Origin of the sequence: Vibrio hepatarius (genome assembly GCF_018860525.1) — a bacterium.
GTDB lineage: Bacteria > Pseudomonadota > Gammaproteobacteria > Enterobacterales > Vibrionaceae > Vibrio > Vibrio hepatarius_B.
The window spans coordinates 100017-115715 of the sequence record NZ_JAHKPM010000051.1; the positions used below are offsets into that span (position 1 = coordinate 100017).

Annotated in this window: 13 protein-coding genes; 6 read left to right on the forward strand and 7 right to left on the reverse strand. The window is 40.4% G+C overall.

Going from position 1 to position 15699, the window contains the following annotated elements; translation table 11 throughout:
* The first annotated feature begins 149 nt into the window (after positions 1 to 149).
* Positions 150 to 1166, forward strand: a complete 1017-nt coding sequence (locus tag KO511_RS14915) for an adenosine deaminase (RefSeq protein ID WP_215988202.1) — start codon at positions 150 to 152, stop codon at positions 1164 to 1166.
* Here KO511_RS14915 and KO511_RS14920 read toward each other — a convergent pair.
* The 5 genes from KO511_RS14920 to KO511_RS14940 all read right to left on the reverse strand — a co-directional run bounded on the left by KO511_RS14920 (position 1155) and on the right by KO511_RS14940 (position 7595).
* Complete coding sequence (locus KO511_RS14920; RefSeq protein WP_215988203.1) at positions 1155 to 2471, reverse strand: anti-phage deoxyguanosine triphosphatase; 1317 nt, start codon at positions 2469 to 2471, stop codon at positions 1155 to 1157. The genes KO511_RS14915 and KO511_RS14920 overlap by 12 nt on opposite strands.
* Positions 2472 to 2567: 96 nt before the next feature.
* Complete coding sequence (locus KO511_RS14925; RefSeq protein ID WP_215988204.1) at positions 2568 to 3239, reverse strand: polyphosphate polymerase domain-containing protein; 672 nt, start codon at positions 3237 to 3239, stop codon at positions 2568 to 2570.
* Positions 3236 to 5857: a CotH kinase family protein gene (locus KO511_RS14930; protein WP_215988205.1), complete on the reverse strand. Its 2622-nt coding sequence runs from the start codon at positions 5855 to 5857 to the stop codon at positions 3236 to 3238. The genes KO511_RS14925 and KO511_RS14930 overlap by 4 nt, the downstream gene beginning before the upstream one ends.
* 2 nt (positions 5858 to 5859) lie before the next feature.
* Positions 5860 to 6582 carry a DUF4956 domain-containing protein gene (locus KO511_RS14935; protein WP_125321661.1) on the reverse strand — a complete coding sequence of 241 codons (723 nt, stop codon included), beginning with the start codon at positions 6580 to 6582 and terminating at the stop codon, positions 5860 to 5862.
* A 326-nt stretch (positions 6583 to 6908) separates the two neighbouring features.
* Positions 6909 to 7595, reverse strand: a complete 687-nt coding sequence (locus KO511_RS14940) for a hypothetical protein (RefSeq protein WP_215988206.1) — start codon at positions 7593 to 7595, stop codon at positions 6909 to 6911.
* A 324-nt stretch (positions 7596 to 7919) separates the two neighbouring features.
* Here KO511_RS14940 and KO511_RS14945 point away from each other — a divergent pair, with 324 nt between their 5' ends.
* From KO511_RS14945 to KO511_RS14960, 4 genes are all read left to right on the forward strand, one after another.
* The gene (locus KO511_RS14945; protein ID WP_215988207.1) at positions 7920 to 9044 is read left to right on the forward strand and encodes a hypothetical protein; all 1125 of its coding nucleotides are present in this window, start codon (positions 7920 to 7922) and stop codon (positions 9042 to 9044) included.
* Positions 9045 to 9053: 9 nt separating this feature from the next.
* Positions 9054 to 9464 carry a hypothetical protein gene (locus tag KO511_RS14950; protein ID WP_215988208.1) on the forward strand — a complete coding sequence of 137 codons (411 nt, stop codon included), beginning with the start codon at positions 9054 to 9056 and terminating at the stop codon, positions 9462 to 9464.
* A gap of 93 nt (positions 9465 to 9557) precedes the next feature.
* The gene (locus KO511_RS14955; RefSeq protein ID WP_215988209.1) at positions 9558 to 11171 is read left to right on the forward strand and encodes a methyl-accepting chemotaxis protein; all 1614 of its coding nucleotides are present in this window, start codon (positions 9558 to 9560) and stop codon (positions 11169 to 11171) included.
* A 20-nt stretch (positions 11172 to 11191) separates the two neighbouring features.
* Entirely contained in the window at positions 11192 to 12244 is a 1053-nt protein-coding gene (locus KO511_RS14960; protein ID WP_215988210.1) for a hypothetical protein, read from the forward strand.
* On the opposite strand, the gene yfbR is transcribed toward KO511_RS14960, so the two are convergent.
* Both yfbR and KO511_RS14970 read right to left on the reverse strand, forming a co-directional pair.
* On the reverse strand, positions 12241 to 12846 hold the full coding sequence (yfbR, locus tag KO511_RS14965) for a 5'-deoxynucleotidase (protein WP_354668166.1): 606 nt from the start codon (positions 12844 to 12846) through the stop codon (positions 12241 to 12243). The genes KO511_RS14960 and yfbR overlap by 4 nt on opposite strands.
* A 117-nt stretch (positions 12847 to 12963) precedes the next feature.
* Positions 12964 to 14178, reverse strand: coding sequence for a pyridoxal phosphate-dependent aminotransferase (locus KO511_RS14970; RefSeq protein ID WP_215988211.1), 1215 nt, complete (start codon positions 14176 to 14178; stop codon positions 12964 to 12966).
* A 219-nt stretch (positions 14179 to 14397) separates the two neighbouring features.
* On the opposite strand from KO511_RS14970, the gene KO511_RS14975 reads away from it, so the two are divergent.
* Complete coding sequence (locus KO511_RS14975; RefSeq protein WP_215988212.1) at positions 14398 to 15699, forward strand: isochorismate synthase; 1302 nt, start codon at positions 14398 to 14400, stop codon at positions 15697 to 15699.

A 15699-nucleotide genomic window follows, 5' to 3' on the forward strand; every position in this document is an offset into this window, starting at 1 on the left:
TTGGCTTTTTATGGAGTAAATGCCTGAATATAAATATAAAAGGTTTTGTCTTGGAGAGTTAATTATCGTGCGCTTTTTCTTTGTTCGTTTGGTTAATTTTTGAAAAGAAGCGTTATCTAGCTCCCCATAAATGAAATGGAGATAGATGCATGGACCAAAACACATTTATACGCCAGTTACCTAAAGTTGAATTGCATATGCATATTGAAGGTTCTCTTGAACCTGAGATGATGTTTAAGTTAGCTAAACGTAATCAAATTCCCTTACCTTTTAAAACTCCTCAAGATGTGAAAGAGGCATATCAATTTACCAACCTCCAATCATTTTTGGATATTTATTATCAGGGTGCGAATGTCTTGATTCATGAACAAGATTTTTATGATTTGACATGGTCATACTTATGTCATTGTCAGCAAGATAATGTGATTCATACAGAGATTTTTTTTGATCCACAGACTCATACTGAGCGAGGAATTTCTTTCGATACTGTGATTAATGGTATCTATCGCGCGCTTGAAGATGCAAAAGAAAAAATGGGTATCAGTAGTCGGATTATCATGTGTTTTTTGCGTCATCTGGATCAGCAAAGTGCCTTTTTGGCTTTAGAACAGGCAATGAAACATAAAGATAAGATTATTGCCGTGGGGCTAGATTCCTCAGAAGTCGGCCATCCGCCAGAAAAGTTTACTCAAGTATTTACTAAAGCGATCGAAGCCGGTTTTTTAGCTGTGGCTCATGCGGGAGAAGAAGGGCCAGTAGACAACATTTACAACAGTATTGAACTACTCCAAACCTCACGTATTGATCATGGCGTTCGCTGCTCTGATGATAGCCACCTAGTGAGTTTACTAGCTGAATCTCGTATGCCTTTAACTGTATGCCCTTTATCCAATGTAAAACTTAAAGTATTTGAAGACATGAAGCTGCATAATGTGGTTGATTTATTAAAGAAAAACCTTTGTGTTACCATTAACTCTGACGATCCTGCCTATTTTGGAGGTTATATGACAGATAACTTTCTAGCAATAGCAGACAATCATCACTTGACTGAGGCAGAGTTGGTCCAGTTTACTCGAAACGCCATAGAAGCCAGCTTTACTAGTGATAATGAAAAATATCATATGCAGCGTAAATTAGATCAATTCTACAGCCATTCAATAGGATGAAAATAGTTGTTGATGAAGCCTTTGAGCGTGTCCATCGGTCATAGAAGATATGTGGTCGGTGATCACCCTAAAGCCATCACTATCGTTTTGGGTTTGTTGCCATGCATGGCGTATCGTAATCGGAAGTAGCCTTTGAGGGTCAGCACTGAGCGCTTCAAAAATATCCATGATAATTTGCTGGCCCTTATATTCTGCAACTTGTACTTGTGGAACTTGAATCACAAACTCACTGACAAAATATTTGAGTATCTGCAAAGCTATGTCCATTTCTGGCTTTAGGTAAGCATTAAATGCCAATAAATCACTGGTGAAACCTGCCTCTACAGACTTAATTGAAATGCTGGTGAGCAGCGCATTAACCATGCCACCAATAGCATCTTTTCTCTGGTGATGTGTGCCTGAAAATAACATATCGGTAATGGAGGCTATATGTTCTTCGAACCAAGGTTCACCGCACTGTGAAAGCGGATTTTGAGCGCCTTCCACCCACTGAATTTGAGAGACTTTTCCTAGAACAATGGCATCCTCAAGATCATGGACACCATAAGCGATATCATCAGCTAGCTCCATGATAGAGCAATCTAAAGACTTAAAGCAGGTTTTTTTGTGTTGATGGGGGTCTGTTTGTCCTGATTGTGTTTGACCGAAGAGCTTTTTATCTGCTTTGGTTAATGGCGCTAATACCCACTCAAATAGAGACTGATCACAGTCATATATACCTTTTGCGGGTCTCCAAAGTTTCGCTTTGAGCTGCCTTTGATGTGAAACACTCTCTGGCATGTCACTAGCGCTGGTTTCACTGAGTAACGCTGGATATTTAATAAGTCCAAGAAGTGAACGACGAGTTAAATTCATCCCAAAGTGTTCAGTGTAAGGTTCAAGTTTGGTTACGATTCGAAATGTTTGAGCATTCCCTTCAAATCTACCAAACTTTCTCATCATATAATTTAAAGCGATTTCACCGCCATGCCCGTATGGAGGGTGCCCGATATCATGAGCAAGGCAAAGCGAGTCGATGAGGCTATCGCTTGGAAGTAGGTCGCGAAACTCGGGTTGCTTTTTCTTTATCTGTGCGACAATTCCAGTCCCTAGCTGCGCGGCTTCTAACGAATGAGTGAGACGTGTTCTATGAAAATCGTCAAAGCTATTACCGTGCACCTGTGTTTTGGCTTGTAGGCGTCTAAAGGCTGCAGAATGGAGTATTCTTGCTCGATCACGTTGGTAAGGTGTTCGGTGATCATCACGACGGATCTTATGTTCATCATCTTGCCGTTCGTGCCATAAGCTACTGATTTGGAATGTCATAGATATTTTCTCAAGCGTTTTATGATACCGTACACAAATATTCGAAAAACTACAAAGTTCAACTTGGCCTTAACGGATGCTTGTTAAATAACTCTCCTAATACCACATCAGTTGCCGAATGCCATTGACGTACTTTGAATGTCTTGATGGACGTAGCGGGCAAGTAGCCACCAAGCTCGATAAGGCATTTTCATGTACAGCATCAGTTTTTAATTCTAATAATACATAGTCACCCAATGACTTACCCTTATAGATGTTGATTTTGTCCGAATACCTTTGGTCAAAACATTGCATATCATCATCAAAAGTGGCACGAATATAACCATTCGCTGAAATAAAATATCGCCGCCGATAACGGGAAATCAATACAGGTACACTCTCGCATTCCCAACAAACTTGAGCCGCTAAAGGAAGCTGTTGTCGACAGGTATTTAGTAGGCTTTGCCAAGAGTTATGATCAAGCCAATTAATATTTAAGGGGTGTAAACTTTTGGATCCTTTCCCACCGCGACGGTATTTAAACTCCAGCCTGCTCTCTTTGGGGTTAGCTAGGTCGCCATACCAACGAATTCGAGTTTTTCTACGCTGGGTAATGCCACTCAAATTCTCTTCAAAACGCCTGAAGTTTGGGCTGTCAAGATACAGGCTATTGACATGCCTATCGGGGTGGTGAGTTTTAAACTGGTTTGGATGAAGCATGAGCCAGTTTTCTACCATATTAAGGCGATTAAGTGGAATAGGTACTTTGATTTCAAATCGTTTACTCATAAAGGCTTATCCGACTTCATAACTGTGTTATAGAGTTTTCCAACATCAAGCGCCTGACTTGCTATGGAGACGCCATTGACACTAAGAACACTACCCATCTCTGAGACAATCTTTGCTTCACATCCAGAGCATTGGAATTTCAATGCTTGTAGAGTCGCTGAGCCAAATAGGGGCTTTTTGGTATAGCTCATTAAAGCATAATGACTGACATCTTCTGCAGTAATGGACTCTGCTTCTACTTTCGATGCATCTTTAGCCACTAGACCAAAGTTAACTCGAGTGAATTTAATATCCTTTAAGCGCATTTGGCTTTCTTCACCAACAGAAACGGCCTTATCTCGAATATCAGAAAAGCTGATACCCGTTACATCAAGGTTAGAGCCACTTACATCCAACCCATCTCCACCTGAACGCTTACCTATGTTTGCAAACTCACTATCGTAGATTTTCCCTATGCAATAATCACAGTCAAATGCATCAGATAACGCTTCTTTAATCGATAGGTTTGAGATATCGACATCACTATTGACGATGTTGAGTGCATCTTCAGAAACGTTGTCAGTTATAAACAAGCCTTGAATGGACAATTTTCCACCGACAAGATAAGTGGCTCCTCTTGGTTGCCATAGCCCCAGGTCAGGTCTACCAGCGTAGGATATATGCAAGTTGCGGATAGTTGATTGCGTATCAGGGCTTGCGTTAAATAAGCTGATTCCAGACCAATTTGGTATCTGACCTTGTCGGGATAGCTTCACTGGCTTGCTTTGCGTACCTTCAACTTCTAATTGTCCAAATACCATCATGCCAGCCCCTTTACTAAATTGAATGTTGACGCCTTTCTCTAGGTATAAAGTCCAATTTTCTGGTGTCACAAGGTAGTCATTAATGACCCAGTTACCAGCAGTAATACGCCAAGAGTTCTCTTCTTGCTTAATAAAGGCATATTTGGTGACTTTGTTGCTATTTGAAGACCTTGGAAGGAAGCTCATTGGTTCAATGTTGCGCTTAAACTGATAGTTTCCCATGGACTGCCCAGCAGTAGAAGCACGCAGTTCAACGGTTTTAATGTGCTGTGGCAGAGTGACAGAAAAGCTTTCTCCAGGTGCTATTTCTAATGGAAAAGAGTAGTTGGCTTCCTCAAGGCTTGATCGCTCATTGAAGTCAGTCCAACCTATGAGACCAAGAATACGTAGTGGCTTTCTTTCTGGGTTGTTAATAATGAGCTGGTTTTCTGGCGCAGTGGCATAGTGACTGGTTAGATCCCAAAGCGGTAAGGATTCCATTGAGTCCATTTGCTGGTGTAGGTTTTGGCTGAGGTTGGACACATTACTACAAGAATCATCTTTATAATTGGATTGTAAGCACACCATCTGTGCTTGCAAATTATCGGGGTTAAATGGTGTAGTGAGAGGCAATCCACTATGCAATGCTTTTAAAATTGGAGTTTGTACTTTTTTGAGGTGTTGCTGCAGGCTATCGTTCGATAGTAGCTGTTTAAGTTTGTCGAGAGAATAATCATAATGCCTTCGGACTTCTTTATCTTCAAGCATCTGTTTGCTTAGTAAGAAAAAGTGACTTGGTGATTTCATCAGTAGAGAGTGCTTAGCGGGTGATACGTTGACGTCACTTTGGATTGGCTCAAGCTTTGCTGTATGGGGGTTGTAATACCAGCGCCAATTGTTCCAAGCTAGCCCGTGCCAAGCGCCCCATGTATCAATGACCGCGAGGTATTGCCCCAGTCGTTGAGTATCAAACACGTCACTAGCACTGAATTTTCCGTTGATAAAACCTTCGATTAGTGACAGCGCGATTTGTCGCTGATAACCGAGGGCTGTGCTACTGAGAATGGTATTTCGTTGCAGAACTCTGGGCTTAAATATCCGGTGTACTTTTCCGTCAGTATCTTTTTGCTCTGCTAAATCGAGACGAACGATTAATCCTTCTGTTCGTTTGTTGATAGCGAGTAAGTCTTGTCCAAAGCCTTGCTCATGGTACATCACCCCCCATTCTTCGCCATTAACAATAACATTCACAGGAGTATAGTGTGGTGAAATAATATCAAAACCAGCCAGCTTCATTGTCTCATCAAAGAGGGAAGGGCCATGGTTAATTCGCACATGTGGGCTAATCAGCGCAAAGCGTCGAGAAGAAAAAAGAGCCTGTTTATTAGCAATTTTAAATTTAAGAGACCAGCGGTTTACGCCATTGATATGATCGAGTAAATCACCCTGTAATCGCACTTTTGCATCGAGAACTTTGTTATCGGAATAAATCCTTGCTTTGACTTCCGAACGTATAGCAGGAATAAACCCTTGGCTAAAAGCAGCTTCTCTATCTTTAATCAAAAGTGACCAATTAGGGTAAGTGATATCAACTCGAACAGTTGGAAGGTGATGGTTCGCAGTCGCTAAATTGATTGGGGCTTTCGCCATATCCGTAGCGAATTGTATTAACTTTTCCTTGGGGTCTTCTGATAATGCTGTGTATCCACGTTGCAGTAGAAAAACTTTAATGCTGTCTAATGATGGGGTAATGAGAGCAAAGACCAATAACAACCCTAGTGCAATAGCTAACCATTCTTTTGGTTTTAAGGCTGTACGACCGTGTGTCAATTTCATTATTACACTCCGGAAATATTATGCTGCTCAAGCATAGAGACTTGTATACCAGGGAACTGTTGCCTAAGTTGAGAAAGCATGTCATCAAGGTGCTGAGATTGATAGGCAGTAATGAAGAAGGTTGCGCTGAACATATCGTCTTGTGTATCAAACCTTCTAAGATCTAGTCCGTTCCCTTTGCTAGATAATAGCTCTTTAAGTTGAGTGATCGGAACATTCTGAGCCTCTGAAGCATTGTATTGGAGCGATAGGAATAGTCCCTGTTCTTCGGAAATCTTAGACTGATGACGTTTGGCAATAGTGACAAGCAGTAAAGTGATGATACAAGCAATAACAGCTGCTAATGTTTGACCTGCGCCCAGTGCTACGGCTACCCCTATGTTCAGAAAAAGATAAACCAACTCTTCAGGTTCTTTTATCGGTGTTCTAAATCGTACAATAGAGAGTGCTCCAACAAGACCAAGAGCCAGAGCTAAAGAAGCTTTTACCACAGTGATTATTAATATCACAGTCAACATGAGTAGAGGAAATAGTCGAGAAAAGTCCTGCCTATTACAAAAAGCTGAAGCATACCGTCTAAAGTGGTAACCGATTAGTGATGCAAGGGCAAAACCTAAGATTAGGTTAATCAGTAGTGAGCCCAACTGCACACTTGCATAAGGGAAAAACATATTTCGTACATCTTTAGGAAGAAATCCTAGCAAGAGTGGATCGATTGAATCCATATTACCCCCAAAAAAAGGTTGTGCTCTAGTGGCATCTCATGACAGGAAATCGTTAGATACTTGAGCCCTATGAAATGACACGGAGTTGAATGTTTAACAAGCTGTGGTTTATAAGATAAATCAGAGGCTTGCGACATTGATAAACATAGACAGTGTTATAGCTGCTTGTAAAACACCAAATGAAAGTTGTCTTAAATAATCTTGTATAGGTTAAATAACAGGCTGAAAATAATGAAAATGAGAGAATTAAAAACAACAAGGTCTGTTTGATCCCAGATGGTCAGAAAACTGCCAGTAGTAAGAAAATATTAGTAAACCTACTAACACTAATTTTGCGGTGATTTTGACTTAATATAAGCTTTTGCAGAAGCCTCTAGTCTTGGCAGTAAGTGGGAGTTTGAGACGTGTATATAATGGTATAAGTTACCTCGCGCAATCATAGGGCTGACCACCTTTATTTGGGGGAATTGCTCCTTTATGAATAAATATGAGACCTCAGGAGCTAACCAGAGTTTGACTCTTCCTTCTCTGAGCATCAGTGCTGCTTGTTTGGCTTTATGAACTAAGTAGAGATGCTTATAGTCTTCTAATACCTTGGTATATCGGGTGCCATGGAATGAAACAATGGTCTCATCTTTGGCTTCATCTAGGCTGTTGTAGAATTTATCTTCAATAGAAAAAAGATAAACATCAAAACTTGCGAGAGGAACATTGACTTTTATAAGCTCTTTTCTCTCTTCTAGTCTAGATACTCGCATATCAAGCGCATCGTTACGGCCTTCTATAACAGATTGAATCGCTCTTTCGTTTGGTAAGTATGTGAATTTGGCTATAAGTCCAGCTCCAGCATAAATGGCTTGGAGGTCGCGCTCCACATGTATGCCATATTTTGCAGTTTGTTCTTGTTCTTTATAGATATTTCCTATTGCTACTTTAACAAGTTCTTCTTCAGAAAATGCCGATAATGGACTTATAGAGACGAGCAAAAAAATAAATTTCAGGCATTGATTCATAATACCCTCGCTTTCAATACTTCCCTACTAACTATAGAACGAATAATTAGACTTGTGACCCTACCACTCACCTTATAAATGATAGTGCCAATAATCGATTTGTTCACAGAAAGGGCAGTACGAACATTTGAAACCCAGCAGAAATAAAGCTGGAGTATGTCGTGCCAATGTAGTCAAAAAGGTTATGTCTAAAACATCAATAATAAATTTAAGCATTTAAAATAGCATACGGCGTTTTTCTCTACTATGTTGGAAATGATTGATGTGTTTACTCAATGTTAGTCATTAAGTTATTCCACATATCGATAAACAAAGGAAGGAAAAATGAGAAAGCTAGGAAATATGAACAAATTAACCTTAGCGCTAAGCAGTGTGTGCATTCTTTACCCAGCTACCGTATTCGCTGAAATTGATTGGAGAGGGTATGCCACCATAGCAGCAGGTAAAACTTTTGATGGTGGTACATCGTATGATACGTTAACTGACGAGTTAGAAATGGACAACTTGTCTGTGGTAGGTTTGCAAGGTTCTTCAGATTTATCAGACGGTTTAAGTGCTACTGTTCAGCTTGTCGCAAGGGGGAAAAATGACTTTGACCCTGAATTTGAATGGGCTTATGTCAAATACCAAATTAACGACAATGCGGATGTTAAAATTGGACGACTTAGAGCGCCATTTTACTTTTATTCTGAGTACTTAGACGTTAGCTATGCGTACAGTTGGATTGCACCACCGATAGAAGTGTACGCCGCTAATGTGACTAATTATGATGGTATTAATTTCTATTACACCAATAGTTTTAGCTCATTTGACTATGCGATTTATTTGGGTTCAGGGAAGCGAGAAGTAACATTGAGTGTGGGTGAGCTATCTGGGACCTATGACATTATTTCTAACTTTGATCTCAATTACGGAGATCTTAAAACTAAGTTAATTTATTCACAGTTTGAGTTAACAGTGACTAATTCAGATTCATCTTCCTCGATAAGTCAACTAGATCAGAACTTTCCCGATTTACCTAATGCTTTTTTGCCAACTGACATGGGCGGCTACATTGCTGGACTTGCAGGGTATTATGATCCCGGCACCTACTATTTTGGGGTTGAATATGCAGAAGTCAGGTTTGATGATGATGTAATATCGCTTGCTGAAGACGATCGTTTCTTGGCAACGCTTGGATACAGATATGAAGAATATACCCTTCATTATTCCTACTCGAGTTCAGATAAAACCAATGACTTAGATAAGGTGTCCACATCTGATGCTCGTTACGCTTCTGCAAAGTCATTTACTGATAATGTTTTGACAGATGATAAAACACATATTATCGGGCTTCGCTATGACTTCCACTCTAATGCCGCTTTGAAGTTTGAGTACGGTTTTACGGATGATGACTATGCCGACGAAGACACTCAATTTTTCAGAACTGGCGTCAGTATAATATTTTAAGGAGGTCACATGAAAACAGTACTTACTTTATTAGTGTCGTTGCTTTTTTCAGCTCAGGCATTATCAGCAGTCGCCGTGATTGTTAACAAATCGAGTACCGCAACGTTAGATAAAGAACAAATTTCGCGTATTTATTTAAACTTGGATAAGAAGCTACCTGATGGTAAGCCGGTTATTCCTATTGCTCATTCGTCGTCTAGTGCATTAGCCGGTGAGTTCAACCAAAACGTTGTCGGAAAATCAAGCTCACAATATAAAGCATATTGGTCTAAGCTTATATTCACGGGGAAAGGAACACCTCCAAAAGAAGTTGATAGTGATAGTGAGGTACTCCAATTAATAGCAAATAACCCCGACTTAATTGGCTACATCGATAAAGGCAGCGTGAACGATTCCGTTAAAGTTATTGGTGAGTTTTAAGTAAATAACGTCAAAGTTGTTGGTGAATTTTAAATATTAAGAGGCTTAACAGTGTCTTTGAGTTAAGCCTCCTATCTGGTGTTTGGAGTCACTATGAAGTCAATGTACCTTTCGATACGAATGAAAATCCATTCGATCACAGCTATTGCGCTTTGCGCTTTCCTATCTATTGGTTATCTGAACATTAGCTCAATTTCTTCAAATACCGTATTTCTTGATAAGCTGACTGGGCAGCAATTTTCTAATACTATTGCGGCTGAGCTTTCAAGTGTTGCCATTAAAGGTGTAGAAGATCTTTTCACCCAAAGTGTTACCTTTGGAGATGAAGATATCTTGCAAGATGCACGCGCAAGTGCTGATGCCTTAGCACAAAAGCTCAATTTATTACTGACAAGCTCTGACACGGTTGAGCAAGTAGTGCTTGATGATTTAAGTGAATATGTTCGCTTATCTGAAATGGTATCGCAGGCTATGTTGGGTGGAGATTTTGAAGGTGGATTTGAAGCACTAAGTCAAGCGGCAAACCAAAAGAGCACTATTTACGAAAAGTTAGTTGCTGAAATTGACGTAGTCGTTGAGCAGGAACGAAATAAGTTAAACCAGCTGGCAATTGAAAGCAATAATGCTCTAGAAAATCAGTTAAAAATCATCTTGGCGATATCGTCTATCTCGGTGCTATTGGTTGTTGTCATTGCCCAATTGATAGCTAGAAATGTGACTGTCTCTATTTTAAATATATCTGATAACTTGGCCAAGTTAAGCCAAGGCAGAGGTGATTTGACTTATCGCCTGAAACCAAGGAGCAATGACGAAACAGGTCAGCTTGCTCGCAATTTTAATGCTTTTATAGCTAATCTTGAGAAGTCGGTTGCTGCCGTTGTAGCGGTTTGTAACCCTATGCTTAATATTTCAGACAAACTTAAAGTCAGCACTTCCAGTTCTAGTAATGCTATGGAGGATTTGAATAATCTATCCACGGAGCTTGTTGATGAAATGTCAGCGTTAGCGCAAAGTGTTGAACATGTGGCCACATCAACGACCGAAACATCCGATTTGATCATTGAGGCTGAGCAAGAGTTGAGCTCTTGTGAAGAGAAAATGAATCGCTCAGTAACGCAGTCTGAACAGCTACAAGAGGATATGCAAAATACTTTCTCTGTTATCCAAAATCTGGCGGCTGATACTGAAAATGTGACCAGCATTTTAAGTGTTATTAATGATATTGCAGATCAGACAAATTTACTTGCCCTCAATGCGGCAATTGAGGCTGCCCGTGCCGGTGAGCAAGGCCGTGGTTTTGCGGTAGTAGCCGAAGAGGTAAGGGAACTTGCGTCAAGAACGGTGAAGTCGACTGAGCAAATAAACTCGTTATTGAGCAATTTAATCGAGTCGGTCCAAAGTGCCAATAGCGTACTTGAAACCTCTAAAGACAGAGCGCAGTCAAATGCTGAAATGGTGTCTAAAGCTGGCGAATCACTACAGCTGATTTCACAGCAGGTGAAAGATATTCAGGCGCAAAGCGCTTCAATTAAATCTGCGACAGAAGAGCAAACCCGAGCGACAGATAAAGTTAAATCGAATACTGTTAACTCTCGTGGTGCAATAGGTACAACATTAGATACTGTCGGTAAGGTTGGTGACTTGTCAGTCGAGTTAGCAGACTTGTCTTCTAGCTTGTCACAAGCGATAAGCCAATTTTCTAAATGATTATCGATAGGACAGCATTAGTGCCGATTTTCCGGATATGTTTGCTCATTAGTAACATTATTGCTATACCACTCAGTCACTCTATCGAAGCAACATTTAGTGGTAATATATTTTATGCGCCCGTCGATGAAACTTATATCAAAGGTGAGGGCATTGGGGACTCATACGTAAAGTTTACACTCGATGAATCATGGCAGGGTGTGCGTTTTCATACTAGTATGCTATCCAGACTTTATGAGAATGATATTGAGGTTTCGGAACTTTTTGCCGCCAAAACTACAGAATCATTTGGTTGGCTTGCATTTGGTCGGTTACACATATTTGATGAAAATGTTTACAATGCGATGAGTTATCCTTGGCTATCTTTGCCAAGGGAGATTAACCCTTTAAATGTGACCTACTATGAAGGTTTCCAATGGCATTATGATTGGGATAAACATCACGCTCGATTTATTTCTGGGAAATCAAATAATAACACTTTTGGAGCGAATACCCTTGATATGTACATTCCTTTTGGTTTTGAGGTTCGTAGTAAGTGGGGGTATTTTATAACCAAATTTAGTTTTGCTGAAACTAGGGTTGATCTGACGGGTACATCTCTAAGTGGTATCCAAGGGGGCTTAGTTGATCTTCCCAACACTGTCGAACTTGAAGACAAAGTATCTTACTATTACAACGCTGTATTCAACATTCCAATAAAGCCGTTTTTGCTGTCATTGAAATATACGGTAGTCGATTACAAGGAAGATCAATATGCAGTCTTTGATGGGTACAGGGCGAGAGTTCATGCAGCCTACCGACCAGCTAAAACTTGGACTTTATATTACACTTATGGAGAAAGTAAAGCCCGTAATGATTTTAGCGCCATTTCAAGTCAACAGCCAAGCACGGGTGCTTTGCTTTCAAAATCTCTGAATGAAAATCAGTTCCAGTCTCACCACCTTGGTTTTGTGAAAAATTTATCAAAAAGTGTAAAGCTCAAATTGCAAATGGGACTTGCGGAAAATAACGACTCTAATGAGATTGAAAGGTTTATTCTATTTGGTTTTAGCTTTGATGCTAAAGGGCTTTAAATACTTTTATGACCAGAGATCTTGTCAAATGTGGTTGTGCAGCTATCACAGAAAATATCCATAAAGTCTTTCACTTCAGGCATAGTTGCGATTAGTTGCTCGATACGAGGTTCTAGGCCCTCTTTTACGTGTAAAAACTCATTGTTGTTAAATCTCAGCTCATTTAAAGTCTTGATATATGCGGCAAGGATATCTGCCGCTTTTACAACGGCTTTATACTCGGCATCGACATTTTTTTGCACTAACAAGTTCGAAAACTCATCACGCAAATCGATTGGTAGTGTTTCTAAACATTCCTGTTCGGCAATATCTTCAAGTTTCTTAAAGGCTGCGGTGAACTCGGGGCTGTGGTACTTGGTTTTTGAATTCATATCCTGAAGTTTGGTTTCAGAAATCTCATGGTAAATGGCCACTACAGCAGCTTTTTCAGGGTTCAAAGTTCCATTATAGCGTTTGTTTTTAATTACAGTGAGAAGGTGAGCAATAACAGATACTTGGTGAGAATGCTCAGAAACATTTTCTGCTTGAAAGCAATGCATTAAAGCCCAGCGTTTAATTAAGGGCATGCGGGTCACCCATGCCATAAAAGTGCTTTGTTTCACTATGTTTCCTTATAAATCTGGCCTTTAACTAAGTGTAGGTCAGTTTGTGTACATAATTTTTGTCAATAAAAGAGCACTAATATGGTACTCCTTACTTGATATATTAGGCTTGCCAGATTATTGGCTATAGGTCGATAGGAAGCGCTCAAAACGTCCTATTGCCATTTCTAAGTCTTCGACATGCGGCAAGGTTACGATACGAAAATGATCCGGCTCTGGCCAGTTGAACCCTGAACCTTGAACTAGTAGTACTTTTTCCTGAATCAGGAAATCGAGAATCATTTGTTGATCGTCTTTGATGTTATACATATTAGTATCAATTTTGGGAAACAAATACATAGCACCTTTGGGCTTAACGCATGATATGCCAGGTATTTGATTGATTAGTTCATAGGCGCGATCACGTTGCTCCAACAATCGACCTCCAGGAAGAATCAATTCATTAATACTTTGATATCCACCTAATGCTGTCTGGATTGCATGTTGCATGGGAACATTTGCACACAAACGCATCGAGGCTAGCATATCGAGCCCATTAATATAGCCTTGCGCAAGGTGCTTTGGCCCTGTTAGGAACATCCAGCCGCCACGGAAACCGCAAACACGGTATGCTTTGGATAATCCATTGAAAGTGACAACAAGTAGGTCGTCAGTGAGCGTTGCAACAGAGGTATGAGTAGCACCATCGTAAAGGACTTTATCGTATATCTCATCAGCAAAGATGATCAGCTTATGCTGACGCGCAATTTCAATCACTTCCAGTAAAAAATCTCGGCTATATACGGCACCAGTTGGATTGTTCGGGTTGATTAAGACTATACCCCGCGTCTTTGGGGTGATCTTTTTACGGATGTCTTCCAAATCTGGGTACCAGTCAGACTGCTCGTCACAGCGATAATGGACTGCATGGCCGCCTGAGAGTGCCACAGAAGCTGTCCAAAGCGGATAGTCTGGTGCTGGGACTAACATTTCATCGCCGTTATCAAGTAAAGCTTGCATCGCCATCACTATCAGCTCAGAAACACCATTGCCAATATAGACGTCCTCTACATCTAGAGAATGAATACCTTTACGCTGATAGTACTGAACCACGGCTTTGCGTGCTGAATAGATGCCTTTAGAATCACAATAGCCTTGAGATGTCGGTAAATTACGAATGACATCAACTAAAATTTCGTCAGGTGCATCAAAGCCAAAGGGGGCTGGGTTTCCAATATTAAGCTTTAGTATTTTATGCCCCTCTTCTTCCATTCGCTTAGCATGTTTGAGTACTGGTCCCCTAATGTCGTAGCAGACATTATCGAGTTTTGACGACATCTCGATATCTTGCATTGTATACAACCTAAAATAGTTTCGATTTTTTTATTAAACTACATCAAAAACACATTTTTTAGAATAAAAAACTACCTAAATACGTTTTTTGTCATTGATAGGCGCTATTTACAAAATTTGATGTAACACGGGCTACAACATTGATCTGAGTGAGGGTAATACAAAAATTGACGGTGTAAAATAAATAACGTTTTTGATGCATAGCGAGGTGGGTTTGTCATGGTTCATCAAGCTGTAGCGCACTTGATTCAGCGGGTAAAAACGGCAAAAACCAATGAGAAGCGTCTGTTATACCGTTTTCAAAGTACGTTAAATAGTGATGGTATTGATTGGATGGATGCTCAGTCACTTTTCCCTAAGTTTTACTGGCAGTCTCGTGACGCTCGCGAAGAAGTCGTAGCAATAGGACAATTGGAAGTTTTTCACGGTGCTCAAATTAGTCACAGGTGCTTATCTGAGGGGCAGCGTCTATGGGGGGGAAGTCCTTTTGCTAGCCAATCTTGTCTCGAATTAATCTCAAATTCTCATTTTTTTGTGCTGCCGTTGGTAGAGCTGATTAGAGAAGGCGCGCAATGGTCACTAGCAGTAAATTTGAATCATGATAAGCACTATGTGCTGGCTCGACTGCCAGATCTTGTGACAAACATTACTTCTATCCAGCCACTTTCGACAGGCATAAAAAGCCTTATCCATTGCCCAGATAAAGTTGAGTGGTCAGAGTTGGTGGCCAAAGTATTGGCCGGAATTGATGGTTATGATTTTAAAAAAGTAGTACTAGCTAGAAAAACGTTGGTGGAGATGAGTGGAAATGTCACAGCGGCTGAGCTACTCAAATCGAGCTACCTCAAAAACCACAACAGCTTTCATTTTATGTTTGCGATGGACAATTCTTGCAGCTTTATTGGTTCTAGCCCAGAGCGTTTGTATTTGAAACATGGTCAGAACTTATATACCGAAGCTTTAGCAGGAACTGTTGGCCGAGGGGAAAACTCAAAGCAAGATATGAAGCTAGGGAACTGGCTTGGTTTGGATACCAAAAATATCAATGAGAACGGTCATGTTGTAGATGACATTGTTGAGAGCCTTACACCTTATTCAACGCGATTTCATATTGATCAAGAAACTCATTTGGTGAAATTATCGAAAGTTCAACATCTTAAGCGTGATATTCATGCATTCCTTAAGCCGGATGTCAGTCCTATAGAACTGTTAAGAGTATTGCAACCTACTGCTGCTGTCGCAGGGTTACCTCGTAAGGAATCGATTGATTTTATACAGCAAAATGAACCTTTTTCTCGTGGTTGGTATGCCGGTTCCTTTGGTTTCATTGGTTCTCAGCATGCAGAGTTTTGTGTCGCAATCCGAAGCGCTCTAGTTCAAAACAATGAAATTGAGCTATTTTCTGGAGCAGGGATTGTAGCAGGGTCAGTCGCCTGTGATGAGTGGGATGAGCTAGACAAAAAACTATCGACTTTACTGTCTTTGCTTGATAAGGCTCCTGATTTGGAGGCCGTCTCTTAG

Coding starts and splice junctions, on each gene's coding strand:
- KO511_RS14915 (WP_215988202.1), top strand. CDS start 150: ATGGACCAAAACACATTTATACGCCAGTTACCTAAAGTTGAATTGCAT.
- KO511_RS14920 (WP_215988203.1), bottom strand. CDS start 2,471: ATGACATTCCAAATCAGTAGCTTATGGCACGAACGGCAAGATGATGAA.
- KO511_RS14925 (WP_215988204.1), bottom strand. CDS start 3,239: ATGAGTAAACGATTTGAAATCAAAGTACCTATTCCACTTAATCGCCTT.
- KO511_RS14930 (WP_215988205.1), bottom strand. CDS start 5,857: ATGAAATTGACACACGGTCGTACAGCCTTAAAACCAAAAGAATGGTTA.
- KO511_RS14935 (WP_125321661.1), bottom strand. CDS start 6,582: ATGGATTCAATCGATCCACTCTTGCTAGGATTTCTTCCTAAAGATGTA.
- KO511_RS14940 (WP_215988206.1), bottom strand. CDS start 7,595: ATGAATCAATGCCTGAAATTTATTTTTTTGCTCGTCTCTATAAGTCCA.
- KO511_RS14945 (WP_215988207.1), top strand. CDS start 7,920: ATGAGAAAGCTAGGAAATATGAACAAATTAACCTTAGCGCTAAGCAGT.
- KO511_RS14950 (WP_215988208.1), top strand. CDS start 9,054: ATGAAAACAGTACTTACTTTATTAGTGTCGTTGCTTTTTTCAGCTCAG.
- KO511_RS14955 (WP_215988209.1), top strand. CDS start 9,558: ATGAAGTCAATGTACCTTTCGATACGAATGAAAATCCATTCGATCACA.
- KO511_RS14970 (WP_215988211.1), bottom strand. CDS start 14,178: ATGCAAGATATCGAGATGTCGTCAAAACTCGATAATGTCTGCTACGAC.
- KO511_RS14975 (WP_215988212.1), top strand. CDS start 14,398: ATGGTTCATCAAGCTGTAGCGCACTTGATTCAGCGGGTAAAAACGGCA.